Origin of the sequence: Kineococcus sp. R86509 (assembly GCF_042466365.1) — a bacterium.
Classification (GTDB): Bacteria; Actinomycetota; Actinomycetes; order Actinomycetales; family Kineococcaceae; genus Kineococcus.
The window spans coordinates 2,713,861-2,728,593 of sequence record NZ_JAXHCE010000001.1; the positions used below are offsets into that span (position 1 = coordinate 2,713,861).

Consider the following 14,733-nt stretch of genomic DNA (forward strand, 5'->3'; position numbering starts at 1 on the left):
GGATCGCGCCACGACCGGACGCATGCGCAGTGCGCCATGGGTGTGAGGCGAACTGTCCGCGGTGGTGCAGCGGGCACCGGCCCACGTCACGTCTCCTGCTCCGAACCGAGTAGACGGATACCCAGAACCGCGACCACCGGCGCCAGAGCGGCGCAGACGGTGTCGACAGCCAGCCTCACCGTCCTGCCAACTCGACGGAGAGCGGAAGACGACGACCCAGCAGGACGGCGCCACCGGCCGCGACGAGCATGCCGATCGTGACCACGCCGACCCAGGAGTTCGGTGTTCCACTCCCGATCAGGACTCCGGCCAGGGGCGGACCGATGAACTTGGAGACCGGGTAGGTGGCCGAGTTCAGCGCGTTGTACCGGCCGCGGAGGTGATCTGGCGCCAGAGCGTTCGGCACGGCGTTGATGACCGGGCTGAGGAAGGTCTCCCCCACCCCGAACACCCCCAACGCCGACACCAAGAGCGTTCCCGCCACCGTCGCCGGAAGTCCGGGCAGGCTCGCGATCCCGGTCAGCACCCACGCCAGAGCCCCCGAGAGTGCGCACGAGGCCAGCAGCCGGCTGCGTCGCAGTCCCCTGGTCCAGCGTTCCACCGGCAGTTGGAACACGACGATCGCTGCGGTGTTGGCCGCGAAGCCGAGACCGATGACCCGAGTGGACCCGCCGGGCGTCAGGGCGACGAACGCCGCCCACGGGCCCTCGGTCTGCGAGCTCCCGAAGATCGCCAAGGCCAGCAGAACCACGAGGTAGGCGACGAAGTGCCCGTCTCGCAGCACCGTCCGGTAACCGGTCGGGGCGGCCTCCCTCGTGCGGTGAGCGTGCGCCGTCCAGCCCGCCGTGTTCCGGAGTCCGACGAAGAGGATGAGCGCGAAGACCGCGGTCGATGCGCCATCGAGCAGGTAGACCACGTGGAAGCTGCCCGGACGCGCGACCGACACCGTCGTTGCCGCAGTGAGGGATCCGGCACCGAGCCCGACGTTCATGAGGCCGAACCGCACGGCGAAGGCGCGCGACCTGCGCTCGGCCGGGACCTGGTGGGTGACGAGCCCGTTCAGGCTGGGCCACACGAACGCGTTGCCCATCGACAGCACGGCCAGGCCTGCGGCACCGGCCACCGGTTCACGCGCCAGGGCCAGGAGCGTGGTTCCGCCGGCTTGGAGCACCAGACCGAGAACCGCGACCCGTCCCAGCCCGATCCGGTCGGCGATCACGCCCCCCGCGGCGGTGGCACCCAGGGCGAGCACGGCTGCACCGGCCACGACGAACCCCACGATGGGCAGCGCGAGCCCGAGGACGTGGTCGAAGTACACGAAGGTGAACGGCAGCGTCAGTCCGAGCCCCACCGACGTGACGAGCGTACCGAGGAGGGTGGCGCGGAAGGCTCTGAGATCGGCGGTGTTCAGGGTCGAGACCGGGCCCCGGACGCGCCCGAGCGGGAAGAGCGCGGCACGCAGGGCGTCGAGGATTCGAGGAGGCACGCAGGTCGTCCGATCTGATCGTTCGCCGTCAGGCGAACCGGCATCAGAGGAGACGTGGCCTCATCGCAGAGTAGCGGGCCGTGGCGAAGCCCACGACCAGGTCGATTCCGGCTCCAGGAGCCGCGTCCTGCTCATCGTCCCCGGGTGAGTGGTCGTCGGGGAACTTCGTGACGCGGGGTCAACCCGTGCCGCCTCGTGGCCGATGCAGGAACGACGCCCCGTCGGTGTCCGCCTCCTCCGCCGAGCCCTGGAGCCTGCGTGCCCACGTCCGCCGATCCGCCGGCCCCGGCACCCTCACGCGCCCGGGTGCTCGCGGCCCTGGTGGGCGTCTCGGTCCTCATCGGACTGCTGGCCGGACTGGATTCGACGACCCTGCGCCCGGGACCGTGGACGGTGGCCTTCCACTGCTCGCTGGCCACCGGCGGACTCAGCGCGCTGGGCCTGCTCACCCTCGGGCGTCGCTGGTCGGACAGGGTGCTCGTCGTACTCATCACGGGCCTCATGGGCCTGGTCGTCCTGTCGGTGCTGGCCAACCAGAGCCGGGCCGGCGGGATGCTCAACGTCGTCCTGCTGCTGCCCAACGCGGTGTTCGCGGCCGTCTACCTCTCCCGCGGTGCGTGCCGCGTGGTCTCGCTCGTCCTGACGCTGTGCCTGGCGGTCGTCATGCGGGCGGTGACCGCGGAACCGCTGCAGTGGACGACCTTGGTGGCCCTCCCGCTGCTGGCCTTCGTCGGCACCAGCGAGGTGGTCCTGCGACTGCGCGGGGAGCTCGAGAGCGCCGCGACCGCCCTGCGGCGGCAGTCGCTCACCGATCCCCTCACCGGGTTGTCGAACCGCCGTGCACTGCAGGAGCACCTCGCTGGATCCGCGGGCACGGGGACCTGCACGGTCCTCGCGCTGGACATCGACCACTTCAAGGCCATCAACGACACCCACGGTCACGCCGTGGGCGACGAGGTGCTGCGCTGCTTCAGCGCCGGCCTCGCGCGGGAGACCCGCCACGACGACGTGGTCGTCCGCATGGGTGGGGAGGAGTTCCTCGTCCTCTCCTCGACCCCGGTCGACCGCGCCGAGGAGTTCGCCCAGACGCTGCGCACGCGTGCGGCGCACTGGATGGCCCCGTGGTCGGCGACGGTCAGCGTGGGTGTCGTGACGGTCGAGCGTCCCGAACGCCGGGGCCTGGTCGGCTCCGGGCTGCAGGCCGCGATCGAACGGGCGGACGTCTGCCTCTACGCGGCCAAGCAGCAGGGCAGGAACCGGGTGGTCACCCAGGTGTGGCCGGAGGCCTAGGCCGGATCCCCGGACCGGGTGGCCCGTCACTCCCGGGTGGAGAGTTCCAGCACCAGTTCCATGCAGCGGCGGCGGGCCGGCGACCAGTCGTGGGGCAGGTTCCGGACGGCGTCGGTGGCGCTCGGGGAACTCCGCCTGCCGCGGGAGCCACCGGTCGCGTCCGGTCCGTCGTCGACGCCGGCGGGGTGCAGAGCGTCCCAGGAGTCGAAGAGTTCTTCCTCGGCGTCGGCCAGGCCGGACTCCTCGATGACGGCGTGCAGCGCCAGTTCGAAGGCGTGCCGCTGACCGGCGACCCGGGCCACCCGGGGGTCGTCGACCGCGACGGTGTCGTCGAGCGCCTCCTCGGCGGCGTCGAGGCGGTCCTCCTGCTCCCGCAGGTCGTCACGGGTCGCCAGGGCGATGAAGCGGGACGCCTGGACGGCCGCACCGAGCGGCCCGAAGATCCGCTCGGTGATCAACAGCGCGTCCAGGTCCGTCCGGCGCAGGGAACCCTCGGGCAGGCCCTCGAGGCGGGCGGCGACGACGTCGGAGAGCAACCCCGACCGCGGTCCGCGCCGGCGCATGCGCTGCACGGCGGTGCGCTGCCGCCGCAGTTCCGCCTCCTGGGCGGCGAGGGTCGCTTCCAGTCGCTCCAGGACGCTCTGGACGGCGTGGTCGCCGTCGGAGCGGTCCGGGGCGTCGGTGAAGGCGTCCCGGACGTCGTCCAGAGCGATCCCCGCGTCGGCCGTCTTCCGGATCCACAACAGCCGCAGCACGTCGTCGTAGCCGTAGCGGCGGCGGTTGTCGCTGCCCCGCTCGGGCTCGGGGAGCAGGCCGATGTCGTGGTAGTGCCGGATGGCGCGCGGCGTGGTGCCGACGAACGCGGCCGCGTCACCGATCGTGACCTGACGCCGGACGAAGGACGAGAGCATGGGCGGGCCTTCCTCGGTGCGGGAACGTGGGCCCACCGCACCACATGACGCTGCGGGAGGTGCAACTCCCGCAGTTCACGCCTCGGTCCGGTCGCCGGGCGGTCAGGTTCGGGCTCCGGGTGGAGACGCTGGAGTGCGACGACTCGTTCCACGAACCCGGCGCCGTCGATGCGTGCGTGTTCCTACGCCCCACTCGTGATCCTTCTGTGCTTCCCAGGAAGAGCACGGACGGGGGCGGGGCGCAGTCGCGGATCGGGGTCTGCGGGGTCTGCGGGGCTCCTCCCGCTCCCGGCCGGATCAGCGGTGGGTGTCGAACTCGGACGTGCGCTGGCGTGCCGCGCACGGTCGGCCACAGACCCGTCACCAGGGCGAACAGCGCTCCCCCGGTCATGGTCGAGACGGCCGCGAACCGCCGCTCGTCGATCGAGCAGTCGTACCGGCCGCCGATCCGAACTCGAGGCGGACACCGCTGACCGAGGTCGAGGACCATCGAACGGAGCGGGGTGGTTCTCGCGCTGCTCTGCGCCCGGTCAGCCGGTCTTCCGCGGTGATCCTGCGCGCCGCCCGCTCCACCGCTCGAAACCTGCGGGGCCGGCCACGACGACGGAGATGAGGACGGCCTGGACGGCGGATCCGCCGGTGCTGTCGCCGAAGCCGAAGTGCCACAGCAGCCACGTGACGACCGCGGCACCCAGGGCCGCCAGGACGACGCGTCGGAGAGAGGTCCGGGGCCCGGCGCTGCGAGGCTCTTCGAAGGACGTCACGTCGCTCAGCGTGCCCAGTGCGGGCGGCGGTGTCGAGAGGGTGCGGGTTCCGGGCCGAGGCGGGCCACGCCGTCACCCGTCCCCGTCGACCATCCGCAGCAGGACGTCGTTGAGGGCGGCCACCTCGGCCGCGCTCATGTCCAACCGTTCGGGCCGGTTCGCGGCCTGGACCGACGGCCAGACCTCGGCGAGCAGGTCGCGGCCGGTGGGGGTGAGGGTCAGCGGGTTGCGCCGTCCCCTGGTCCGCTCGGAGTCCCGGGTGATGAGGTCGCGGGCCACCATCCCGTCCAGGACCCCGCTCAACGACTGCGGTCGCACCAGCACCTTGCGAGCCAGTTGGGCCTGGGTGAACTCGGCTCCGGTGCCCAGGTGCGAGAGCACGCCGAACTGCACCGGCGACAACCCGTGGTGGGCGAACACGGCCGTGAGTTCGCGCTGGGCGCGGTGCGCGGCGCGGATCAGCGACCACGTCACGAGCGCGTCGATGTCGTCCTCGGTCACGTCCACGGTCGGCTTGCCACCTCCTCGAGAGGAGTGCAGTCTCTCACCAACAGGTTCCTGCTAGTGAAGAGGTCGACGTGACTCTCCCCACCCCGCCCCGTTCCGACGACACCCCGGCCCGGTCGCTGGTCATCGGCGCCACCGGGGACGTCGGCACCCACCTCGTGGACGACCTCGCCGCCCGGGGCGTCCCGTTCCGGGTCCTGGCCCGACGGCCGGGACAGGTCCGCGCCTTCACCGAGCGCGGCCTCGACGCCGTCCTCGGCAGCTTCGAGGACACCGGCAGCCTGCGCGCCGCGATGCGGGGGTGCGACCAGGTCTTCCTGAACACTCCCCCGGGTCTGGAGCAGTTCCGGCAGAACCGCGACGCGATCGACGCCGCGGTCGCCGCGGGGGTCCGCCACGTCGTCAAGGTGTCCGCCTCCGACGCCAACCCCCGCTCGGCGATCCCCTGGGCCCGCGACCACGCCCTGGCCGACGAGCACCTGCGGCGCAGCGGTCTGGCGTGGACGCGCCTGCAGCCGGGTGCGTTCACGAAGAACCTGCTCGTGGAGGCGGCGGCCATCCGACGCGGGTGGCTGCCGCAGACCAGCGGGCACGGGGCGACCGCCTGGATCGACGTGCTCGACGTCGCCGCCGTGGGCGCCCGGGTCCTCACCGATCCCACCGTCCAGGGTGGCGCCGGGGACGACGGACGGGTCTACCGGCTCACCGGCGACCGGCCGCTGTCCTACCCGGAGGTCGCCGGCGTGCTGACCGCCGCGCTCGGGCACCGCGTGCGCTACGTCCAGGTTCCCGCGCCGCTCTTCTACGGCGTGCTGCGCGCCACCGGTGCCCCCGCGTGGCAGGCCAGGGGCCTCGTCCACCAGTTCGTGGACGTGGTGCGCCGCGGTGCGGACGACGGCCGGCTGTGCACCACCGACGTCCCCGACCTGCTGGGACGCCCCGCCGTCACCGTCGCCGACTTCGCCGCGGCCCACCGCACCGAACTCCGCGCCGCCTGAGCCGCGGGGCGCCCACGGGTCACTGTCCGCGGTACAGCCCGTCGGCGTAGCTCGGACCGTAGTAGTCCTCGAGGTCCGACAGCGTTGCGTCCGGTCGCTCCAGGGTCTGCGCCAGGACGGCCCGCGGGGGGACGGCCTGCGGCGCCCAGGTCTCCGGCTGCCACAGCTGCGAGCGCAGGAACGCCTTGGAGCAGTGGTGGAAGACCTGTTCGACCTCGACCACGATCGCCAGGACCGGGCGGTGGCCCTTGACCACCATGTCGTCGAAGAAGGGGGCGTCGCGCACGAGGCGGGCGCGACCGTTGATGCGCAGGGTGTCCCCCCGCCCGGGGATCAGGTGGATCGACCCCACGTGGGGGTTGGTCAGGATGTTGCGCAGGCTGTCCACGCGACGGTTCCCCGGTCGCTCGGGGATGGCGATGGTCCCCTCGTCGAGGACGAGGGTGTACCCCGCCGGGTCGCCCTTGGGCGAGACGTCGCACGAGCCGTCGGCGCCGGCGGTGGCCAGCAGGCAGAACGGGGACGCCGCCAGCCAGGCCCGGTCCAGCTCGTGCAGCGTCGTGCGTTCCTTCTCCCACGCCCGCGGCAGCGGTTCGCCGATGAGCTCGCGCAGTTCGGTTTCGTCGGTGATCTCCTGCATGCCCGCAGTCTTGCCGACTCCCGCCGTCCGCGGGTGGTTCAGCCCCGGTGGGCGCGGGCCGCGAGGCGGGTCGCGACGAGCTGGATGACGACGGCGACGCTCAGCCCCGACGCCATGACCGCCCCCATGGCGACGGCGGTCCCGCCCAGGGCCCCGGCCAGCGGTGTCCCCAGACCGCCGACGCCGAAGGCCAGACCGCCCTGCAACGCCGCGGCCGTCCCGGGGAGGGCCTGCCCGAGGGCCTGGGTCCGCGTCGCGGACCCGGTGATCACGAACCCCCACGCTCCGGTGACCACGGCCAGGCAGGCCCAGACCGGTCCGGGTCCCGCGCCGAGCAGGGCCGCGGTCAGGACGCCCAGCGACCCCACGGCGGCGACGCCCAGCCCGATCGAGAGCAGGACGTCCTCGTCGTGGCGGCGCACGAGACGACGGAAGACCAGCGTGCTCGCGATCATGCACGACGCGTTGGTGGCGAAGACGAGCGTGTACGCCGGTTCCGAGAAGCCGAACTGGCTCTGGAAGACGAACGAGCTCGTGGCGATGTAGGCGAAGAACCCCGCGGTGGCGCAGCACGAGGTCACCAGGTAGGCGCTGAAGCGCGGGATCCGCAGCAGGGTCCCCATGCGGGCCGCCGAGGCGCGCAACCCGACCCCGGAGGCCCGGCGGTGCGGGGGGAGCGTCTCGTGGAACGTGAACTTCACGCTCGCGGCCAGGACGAGCCCGAGGCACGCCAGCGCGACGAACATCAACCGCCACTCCCCCACCAGCAGCAGTGCCGCCCCCAGCAGCGGGGCCAGGACGGGACCGAGGGCGTTGATCGCGGCGAGCGAACTGATCGTCCGGGCGCGGGCCGCGCCCTGCAGGACGTCGGTCACCACCGCCCGCCCGACGACGGACCCGGCCGCGCCGGCCAGACCCTGCAGCAACCGCGCCACGACCAGGGTCACCGGGTCCGGAGCCAGCGCGCAGACGACGGAGGCCACCGCGAACGTCGTCGTCCCGGCCAGCAGCAGCGGTCGGCGCCCCACCGCGTCGGAGATCGGTCCGATGAGCAGCTGCCCGACGGCGAAGGCCACCAGGAAGGCGGTCAGGGACAGCTGGACGGCCGACGTGCTGGTGCCCAGGTCCGCGGCGATCGCGGGCAGCGCCGGGATGTACATGTCCGTGGCCAGCGGCGCGATCCCCACCACCACCGCCAGCGGCAGCAGCGGGGGCAGCCCGACCGCGGTGTCCCGCCCGGCGGGTGGGGAGGACGTCTCGGCGGTTCCTGCGGTGTCAGCCATCCGGACCAGCTTCACACCCCGGCGGCCGCACCACCCGCCGGCGCGGCTACGAGCCCCGACGGCCGGGAGGTGCAGCCCTTCGGACCGGAGCGAAGCCGTACGGTGGCGCTCGCTGCTGCGGCACGGTGAGTTCGTGACGCAACCGCTCCACGGCACCCGCCCGCCGCGCCGGTCCGCACCGGTCGTCGTCGGCGGGCTGGTGGTGCTGCTCGTCGTGGTGAGCGCCCTGGTCCTCTGGCGCTCCACCGGTCCCTGCGGCGCCGGGGCGGGTGACCCCCCGCGAGGCGGTACGGGGGGTGCTGGCGGCGCTGCACGACGACGACGAGCGGGGCGACGAGCAGATGGGCAACCTGCACGCCCTGGTCGCCACGGCGCCCGGTGGTCACCTCGTCGGACGGTTCCAGACGATCCCCGGTCAGCGCGGAGCGCTGGTCGTGCGGGCCACCTCCTCGGACACGACCTGGTGATCCCGGCGCGGTCCCCCTGCGGTCTCGCGGGGTGACACCGTCGGGGGCCGGCCCAGCTGGGAGGTCGTCGCCGTGAGGACGGGAGGTCTGGAGATGCCGGACGGAGAACGACCGGAGCAGTTGCCGAGCGAGGTGGTCGAGGCCCTGCAGGGGTTGAGGCGTGGTGAGGAGCTGACGTCCGCGCTGCGGCCGTTCACCAGCGCGCCCGGTCACCTGCACCGGTCCTGGGTTCCCGTGACCGCGGACCGCCTGCGCCTGCTCACCGGCTCTGCCCCGGTGCGCCTGCCCGGCCGCCTGACCACCGGTCAGCGGGAAGTGCTGGCCGTGCCGGGGCGAGACGGTGAGCCAACCCTCGACGTCGACCAGGACGGGCGGGAGGTCACCGCGCTGTTCGCGGCCTTCTACCTCCCCCGGCAGCTGGACTGGCGTCAGGCCAGCAGGTCCTCCGTGCTGCGATCCGACGTCACGGCGCTCTACGTCCAGGAAGCCGACGACCGGCCCTGGCCGCTGTCGATGGTCCACCGCCGGCAGCACCTGGACGTCGACGGCTCGCTCGTCCTTGCACAGGCGGGGGGTGACTGCACCGTCGTCGAGGTCGGCGGGACCGCGGTCGGGGTCCAGGCCGACCGCAGTGGAGCGGTCAGCGTGGGGTGGTCGGTCCCCCGCTCCGCGGAGGGGGCGGATCGTCGGTGGAACGTCACGATGCTCACCCGGCGATCAGCGGTGGACGCGGTGCAGCTGGCGCGGGACGCGGGATGACCGTGCGCACCGCGGCACGAGCGCGCGTCCTGTTCGCGGCACGGACGTGGCTACGGTGGTCGCCTCACCAGCCCGTCGGAGGAGCACCGTGACCACTCACCCGACGACCCCCCTCGAGCCGACTCACGATCCGGTGCTGTCGAGGACGCTGGAGGCCGCCGGTCTACCCACGACGGGACGGTTCCACCCGAAGTCCGGCTGGGTGAGTCGCGCCTGGGTCGGCGATGGATGCGTCGTGCGTCTGAACACCGACGCACGGCACCGCGACGCCTACCGCCACGAAGCCGCAGTCGTCAGCCTCCTCGCCGGTAGCGACGTCCCCCACGCACGACTGCTCGCCCACGGCGACGGCCCGGACGGGCCGTGGTCCGTCTCCGAACGCCTGCCCGGGCAGACCCTCCACGAGGCGTGGCCGACGGCGGACCCACCCACCCGCCGATCGATGATCGAAAGCCTCGGCTCAGCGTTGCGGGCCCTTCACCGCATCCCCGTCCCGGCCGGCCTGTTGCCGCCCTGGTTGGTCGGAGCGCTCGATGGTCAGCCGTGGCCTGCGTTCCACCCGCCCGTGGTGGGTGCCACGCTGGCGTTGGTGGAGGCGGCCCGACGGCTGCCCGGTCACGATCCGCACCTGCTCGTCGACGTCGCCGGTTGGATCGAGCAGCGGCTGGCCCTCTTCGCCCCTGACGCACCCGTCCTCGTCCACGGTGATCTGCACGGGTCGAACGTGATCGTCGACCAGGGACGCGTCACCGGCCTCATCGACTTCGCTGAGGCGTTGGCCCAGCCGGTCGACGTCGAGCTCGACACCGTCCTGCGCTGGTGTGCGCGGTCGCGGGAGTTCCCACCCGCGCCCGACGAGCGAGGGCTCGAGGAGACCTCGCTGGCAGAGGTCCCGCGGTGGCTGCGCGGCGCGTATCCGGAACTGTTCGAGCGGGAGCACCTGCGCGAGCGTCTGAACTTCTACGACATGTACGTGGAGCTCGCCCTCTACGCCCATCACCCTCGGTCCGAGGTCCGTGAGACGGCGCGGAACCGCATCACCGGTCTGCTGTCAGGTCGCAACCACCTCGACGAACTCACCTGGTGAGTCGCGGGTCATCTCCGCAGGTCAGCTCGATCACGACGACAGCACCTCGCGGACATCGTCTACTTGTTCACTGGTCTCACGGCACCAGCCCGGCCAGGCTGTGTCGAGGTGCCCGACGCGTCGTTCTCTTTTCGACTGCCCACCAGCTCCACCGGTGTGGTTCTCATCTGGTCTGCGTCGCGTCGGGCACCGCTGGCGGGGAGTGGCTCAAGAGAGGTCTGCTCGGTCATCCCGAAGTAGTGCTGCCCACCCCGCCCCATCGAAGACCAGGACGAGCGGGGAGCAGCGATGAGGACACGAAGATCAACAACGCCTCGGATAGTGGTCCCGGCGGTGATCATCGGGATGGACCCGCACAAGCGCTCGGCCACGATCGAGGTGGTCGACGAGGCTGAACACATTCTGCTGGGACAGCGCTTCACCACCGACACCGACGGCTACCGCGCCATGCTCGCCGCGGTGAGTGCCTGGCCGACGCGAACATGGGCAGTCGAAGGCGCCAACGGCGCCGGCCGTCACCTGGCTCAGCGTCTGGTCGCCGACGGGGAGACGGTCCTGGATGTCCCGGCGAAACTGTCCGCGCAGGTCCGGGCGTTCGAGACCGGTCACGGGCGCAAGACCGACGCCACCGACGCCCACTCCATCGCCGCGGTCGCTGTCCGCCGCCGCAAGCGACGCGAGGGAACCGATCGACAGAGCGCGGGTCTGCGAGTGGTGACCGTCGACGATGAGACGGTCGCGTTGCGGCTGCTGGCCGATCGCCGTGACGAGTTGGGGGTCCGCAAGACCGAGATCGTCAACCGGATCCACCGACTGCTGGGTGAGCTGATCGGGGGTGGGGCGAAACGGTTCCTCACTGCGGCGCAGGCGAAGAAGCTGCTGGACGAGCTGGTCCCGGTGGGTCCTGCGGCGTTGATGCGGGCGCAGTTGGCGGCTGAGCTGGTGGAGGAGTTCGCCGCGATCCAGGCCAAGATCAAGGCGGCGAACCGGCAGCTGCAGCAACTGGTGGTCGACTCCGGTTCACACTTGATGGATCTCTACGGCATCGGCCCCTCGAGCGCTGCCCGCCTGCTCGGGGACGTCGGCGACATCACCCGGTTCCCCACCCGAGATCACTTCGCGTCCTGGAACGGCACCGCCCCCATCGACGCCTCCAGTGGCGACAACGAGCACCACCGCCTCTCCCGGGCGGGCAACCGGCGGTTGAACCGGGTTCTGCACACGATGGCGATCGTCCAGTTGCGTCGCCCGGGCACGGCGGGGCGGGTGTTCTTCGACCGCAAACGCAGTGAAGGGAAGTCGTCGATGGAGGCGTTGCGGGCGTTGAAGCGGCGGTTGTCCAACGTCGTCTATCGCCAGATGGCGGCCGACGCCGACGGCCAGGCGAGCTCGATGCAGCCGGATCCGCAGCTCGATCCCGCCAGGTCGGAGACCACCGCAGAGCCTGCTCTGGTGGCGTCGCCGCTAGCAGCCCCAGCGCTGGCGCCGCCGATGGGTGCGGCGGTGAGCGCGGCGGTGGTGACGGGTCCGGGAGGGCAGGCGGGGGCGGCTCTTGACTCCAGCGCGACCGACTGCGACCCCGGTGTCGGTTCTTCGGATGAGCCACTTCCCGGACCCGCCGGCACCAGCATCTCTACCCGGGCCAGCTGCCGCAAGAGGCCCGCTTGACATAGAGAGGAACCAGATGAGTGAAGTCGGGTCAGGTGCCGGAGCCAGGTCGGAGTCGGCGTGGCAGCGGGTTTCGCCGCGGTGGCGGGCGAGTCCGGTTCGCGGGGCGGGGAAGGCAACGTGCTGGCCAGGTACTGCAGCTCTTCGATGACGTGGCGCTCCCACAGCGGTGGACGGCGGCTGAGGGCGGTGATGAAGTCCTTCAGCTCTCGCCGTGAGGTCGAACCGTCGTGCAGCGGGACCCAGTCGTTCAGGACCGGCCCTGAGGCTGGACTCGTCGCGGCGCCAGGACGGTCTGCTCGATCAGCTGGTCCAGCTGGGCCTCGCCCAACCGCGGACGCCCCGTCGGAGGTGCCGGAAGCGGGCGCGGGCGGCGCAGCAGCCCCCGCGCAGCGTCCTCGAGGTGGTCAGCACCGCGCCAGCGCAGCACACGGAGCGCCTGCCGGGTCTGGTCGCTGAGCACGGCTCCATCGTAGTCGCCGGCGGATCCCCGCGCGGGGTGCTCGGTCAGCCGTTGACCGGACCTGGTCTCGTGCGACTCGCCAGGGGTGGGGGTCCAGGGGTGGTCCGAGGCGACAACGACGCCCACGACTCCGGGATGACCGTGAAGTCCTGCGAAGACACCGCGACCACTGCTGCTGCAACTCTTCCCGTCGCCAGGGTCGACGCGCACGGGGTGTCGAGCAGCCCCACCGTGGCGTGGAGAACGACACGATCCGGCGGGTCTGTCGTCATCACCGGCGGTCCTGGCTGCGCGACCACCGCCGAGCGCGACACCGGGTCCGGCCGGCCTGAGTCATCCGGTCCACGCGGCGGAGATGCTGCGATCCACGACTCGACGCCAGCCGTCCGGAGCTGCGGGGTCGTGGCTCGCCATTCCTGCCATCCACAACAAGGCCATGAGGTCGTCGGGAGTGAAGTCCGGCGCGAGCACGCCGGCGGAGTGGGCGTTCTCGACGAGCTCTGCCCCGAGGGCCATGGACCGCTCACAGGCGTTGATGAGGAGCACGGCGTCGGGGTAGCGCCGCAGCATGGCGTCGTTCATGGCCGGGTCGCTGAGCTGCAGGTCGATCATCTCGCGGATGAACGTCTCCAGCCGTGCGCGGGGCGAGTCCCGGCTCAGCGTCCGCTCCCTGAGCGTGCGGAGCTTCTCGCCGGCGATGTCGTCCACCACGGCGTCGATGAGTTCCTCTCGGGACCCGACGCGGTTGTAGAGGGTTCCGATGCTCACCCCGGCTTCGCGGGCGATGTCCTCCAGAGGAGCGGACAGTCCCCGCTGCGAGAACACCGCCAGGGCCGCCACGCGAAGCTTCTCGAGGTTCGCCTGTGCGTCTCGACGTAGGCCAGGCGGGGGGGGCACGGCGACTCCAGTGGAAAGTGAGGCCGGTCTCAAGTTAAGCTCGGCGGAGTTGAGAACGGTCTCAACTTACCGCACCCGAACGCACCCGGCCCTGCGGTGGCCACGGAAGGACGCACCATGCCCCTCATCACCATCATCGGAGCCGGTCCCGGTCTGGGCCTGGAGATCGCCCGGGCCTTCGGGCGCAAGGGCTTCGACGTCGCCCTCGTGGCTCGCGACCAGGCCAAGCTCGACACCCTCGCCCAGACCCTCGCCGGCGAGGGGATCCAGGCTCGCGGGTTCGCTGCCGACGTCAGCGAGCCCGACACGGTGCGGAGTGCGATCAGGTCGATCCGGGAGACGCTGGGCCGGATCGACGTCCTGGAGTTCTCCCCGGCGGACCGGACGCTGGAGTCCGTCGACGCCCTGGACGTGACGATGGAGAACCTGCAGCCGCAGATCGACTTCTACCTGGGGGGCGCCCTCGCTGCCATCGGCGCGGTCCTGCCGGACATGATCGCGGCCAAGTCCGGAACGGTCCTCGTGACCACCGGTGGCGGGTCTCTCGCCCCGACGCCCGTGCGCGGCAACGTCAACATCGCCGCAGCGGGACTGCGGAACTGGACGCTCAACCTGCACGCCGCCCTCGCGGAGCAGGGGGTCTACGTCGCCTTCGTCGCCATCACCGCTCTGATCGGTGGTGGTCGCCCAGACGCCGAGCCCGCGGTCATCGCCCAGTCGTACGTGAAGCTGCACGAGGAACGAGAAGACGCGGAGCTGCACTACGTCGCCTACGACGGCTACAACGGCTGACGCGCTTCCCGTCCGGGGCCTCCGGTTCCGGACGGGACAGTGCCGCAGCACCCCGTGATCCCGGCCGGCAGGGTTCAGGCGGCAGGACCAGCGGCAGCAGCAGCCGCGGCCGCGAGCGTGCGGAGCGTCGCGACCTGCGCGGCGGTGCTCGGCGGGGAGTCGGCCATCTGCCACGTGGACACGAGCGCCACCATCCCGCCGATCGCGAAGATCCGCGCATCGCCGGTGAGGGCGATGTCCGAGCGACGATGATCACTACCCGACCCCGTCAACCAGGTGGTGACGGCGGCTGCGATGACCTCGCCCACCCGCTCGCCGCGGGGGACGGCGCGGAGCTTGTCGAAGAACTCGCGATCGGCTCGCCCTGCGGTGAGCAGTGGTTCGATCCCGCGCTCCGCGACGGCGTCGGTGAGGGCCTGAGCGAGGTTCGCAGCGCTCTCGTCGAGGGGCAGCCAGTTCTCCAGCAGGCGACTGATCCACACGTCCGTCGCGAGGTCGCCCACGTTGGCGTAGTGGTTGTGCAGCGCCTGCCGGCTCAGGCCTGCCCGCTGCGCGACCGCGCTCATCGAGATCGCCTCACCTCTCGGCGACTCGGACACCAGAGCCGCCAACGCGCGGATGAGGGCGGCGCGGGTCCGGGTGACGCGTGGGTCCACCCGGTGCGCCTCGGGCGGGAGTGCGTTCGTGGCCTGCGACATGGGCGCATCTTGCCAGAGTCCGA

The 14,733-nt window shown here is 71.9% G+C and carries 16 protein-coding genes; 7 read left to right on the top strand and 9 right to left on the bottom strand.

Translation table 11 applies throughout. The features are described 5' to 3' along the window. Window positions 1-175 precede the first annotated feature (175 nt). Window positions 176-1,486 (bottom strand): MFS transporter, encoded by a 1,311-nt coding sequence (locus SJY07_RS13355; protein ID WP_380159760.1) that lies wholly within the window; start codon window positions 1,484-1,486, stop codon window positions 176-178. Between the two features lie 258 nt (window positions 1,487-1,744). On the opposite strand from SJY07_RS13355, the gene SJY07_RS13360 reads away from it, so the two are divergent. After that, complete coding sequence (locus SJY07_RS13360; RefSeq protein WP_328293754.1) at window positions 1,745-2,776, top strand: GGDEF domain-containing protein; 1,032 nt, start codon at window positions 1,745-1,747, stop codon at window positions 2,774-2,776. 26 nt (window positions 2,777-2,802) lie between these two features. Here the strand turns inward: SJY07_RS13360 and SJY07_RS13365 are convergent, their stop codons facing one another. From SJY07_RS13365 to SJY07_RS13375, 3 genes are all read right to left on the bottom strand, one after another. Further along, complete coding sequence (locus SJY07_RS13365; protein WP_328293753.1) at window positions 2,803-3,687, bottom strand: MerR family transcriptional regulator; 885 nt, start codon at window positions 3,685-3,687, stop codon at window positions 2,803-2,805. A 530-nt stretch (window positions 3,688-4,217) separates the two neighbouring features. Then, window positions 4,218-4,451, bottom strand: coding sequence for a hypothetical protein (locus tag SJY07_RS13370; RefSeq protein WP_380159763.1), 234 nt, complete (start codon window positions 4,449-4,451; stop codon window positions 4,218-4,220). 72 nt (window positions 4,452-4,523) lie between these two features. Beyond that, a complete protein-coding gene (locus SJY07_RS13375; protein ID WP_380159765.1) occupies window positions 4,524-4,958 on the bottom strand; it encodes a MarR family winged helix-turn-helix transcriptional regulator in 435 nt (144 codons plus the stop codon). Between the two features lie 71 nt (window positions 4,959-5,029). Between SJY07_RS13375 and SJY07_RS13380 the strand changes: the two genes are divergently transcribed. Next, window positions 5,030-5,956, top strand: coding sequence for an NAD(P)H-binding protein (locus SJY07_RS13380; protein WP_380159767.1), 927 nt, complete (start codon window positions 5,030-5,032; stop codon window positions 5,954-5,956). A 19-nt stretch (window positions 5,957-5,975) separates the two neighbouring features. Here SJY07_RS13380 and SJY07_RS13385 read toward each other — a convergent pair whose 3' ends face one another. Next, window positions 5,976-6,596 (bottom strand): pyridoxamine 5'-phosphate oxidase family protein, encoded by a 621-nt coding sequence (locus SJY07_RS13385; protein WP_380159769.1) that lies wholly within the window; start codon window positions 6,594-6,596, stop codon window positions 5,976-5,978. A gap of 38 nt (window positions 6,597-6,634) precedes the next feature. Then, entirely contained in the window at window positions 6,635-7,879 is a 1,245-nt protein-coding gene (locus tag SJY07_RS13390) for a multidrug effflux MFS transporter (RefSeq protein ID WP_328293748.1), read from the bottom strand. Window positions 7,880-8,148: 269 nt separating this feature from the next. Between SJY07_RS13390 and SJY07_RS13395 the strand changes: the two genes are divergently transcribed. From SJY07_RS13395 to SJY07_RS13410, 4 genes are all read left to right on the top strand, one after another. Continuing rightward, window positions 8,149-8,346, top strand: coding sequence for a hypothetical protein (locus SJY07_RS13395; RefSeq protein ID WP_380159772.1), 198 nt, complete (start codon window positions 8,149-8,151; stop codon window positions 8,344-8,346). 72 nt (window positions 8,347-8,418) lie between these two features. Beyond that, on the top strand, window positions 8,419-9,105 hold the full coding sequence (locus SJY07_RS13400; RefSeq protein ID WP_380159774.1) for a hypothetical protein: 687 nt from the start codon (window positions 8,419-8,421) through the stop codon (window positions 9,103-9,105). 202 nt (window positions 9,106-9,307) lie between these two features. Beyond that, entirely contained in the window at window positions 9,308-10,192 is an 885-nt protein-coding gene (locus SJY07_RS13405) for a phosphotransferase family protein (RefSeq protein WP_380162307.1), read from the top strand. Window positions 10,193-10,537: 345 nt separating this feature from the next. Further along, complete coding sequence (locus tag SJY07_RS13410) at window positions 10,538-11,860, top strand: IS110 family transposase (RefSeq protein ID WP_380162309.1); 1,323 nt, start codon at window positions 10,538-10,540, stop codon at window positions 11,858-11,860. Window positions 11,861-12,110: 250 nt separating this feature from the next. Here SJY07_RS13410 and SJY07_RS13415 read toward each other — a convergent pair whose 3' ends face one another. Then, a complete protein-coding gene (locus SJY07_RS13415; RefSeq protein WP_328293744.1) occupies window positions 12,111-12,323 on the bottom strand; it encodes a hypothetical protein in 213 nt (70 codons plus the stop codon). Between the two features lie 333 nt (window positions 12,324-12,656). After that, window positions 12,657-13,163 carry a helix-turn-helix domain-containing protein gene (locus tag SJY07_RS13420; protein WP_328293743.1) on the bottom strand — a complete coding sequence of 169 codons (507 nt, stop codon included), beginning with the start codon at window positions 13,161-13,163 and terminating at the stop codon, window positions 12,657-12,659. A 174-nt stretch (window positions 13,164-13,337) separates the two neighbouring features. Here SJY07_RS13420 and SJY07_RS13425 point away from each other — a divergent pair, with 174 nt between their 5' ends. Continuing rightward, the gene (locus tag SJY07_RS13425; RefSeq protein WP_328293742.1) at window positions 13,338-14,012 is read left to right on the top strand and encodes an SDR family NAD(P)-dependent oxidoreductase; all 675 of its coding nucleotides are present in this window, start codon (window positions 13,338-13,340) and stop codon (window positions 14,010-14,012) included. Window positions 14,013-14,086: 74 nt separating this feature from the next. Here SJY07_RS13425 and SJY07_RS13430 read toward each other — a convergent pair whose 3' ends face one another. Beyond that, window positions 14,087-14,710, bottom strand: coding sequence for a hypothetical protein (locus tag SJY07_RS13430; RefSeq protein ID WP_328293741.1), 624 nt, complete (start codon window positions 14,708-14,710; stop codon window positions 14,087-14,089). Between the last annotated feature and the right edge of the window lie 23 nt (window positions 14,711-14,733).

Coding starts and splice junctions, on each gene's coding strand:
- SJY07_RS13365 (WP_328293753.1), bottom strand. CDS start 3,687: ATGCTCTCGTCCTTCGTCCGGCGTCAGGTCACGATCGGTGACGCGGCC.
- SJY07_RS13385 (WP_380159769.1), bottom strand. CDS start 6,596: ATGCAGGAGATCACCGACGAAACCGAACTGCGCGAGCTCATCGGCGAA.
- SJY07_RS13390 (WP_328293748.1), bottom strand. CDS start 7,879: ATGGCTGACACCGCAGGAACCGCCGAGACGTCCTCCCCACCCGCCGGG.
- SJY07_RS13410 (WP_380162309.1), top strand. CDS start 10,538: ATGGACCCGCACAAGCGCTCGGCCACGATCGAGGTGGTCGACGAGGCT.
- SJY07_RS13425 (WP_328293742.1), top strand. CDS start 13,338: ATGCCCCTCATCACCATCATCGGAGCCGGTCCCGGTCTGGGCCTGGAG.
- SJY07_RS13430 (WP_328293741.1), bottom strand. CDS start 14,710: ATGTCGCAGGCCACGAACGCACTCCCGCCCGAGGCGCACCGGGTGGAC.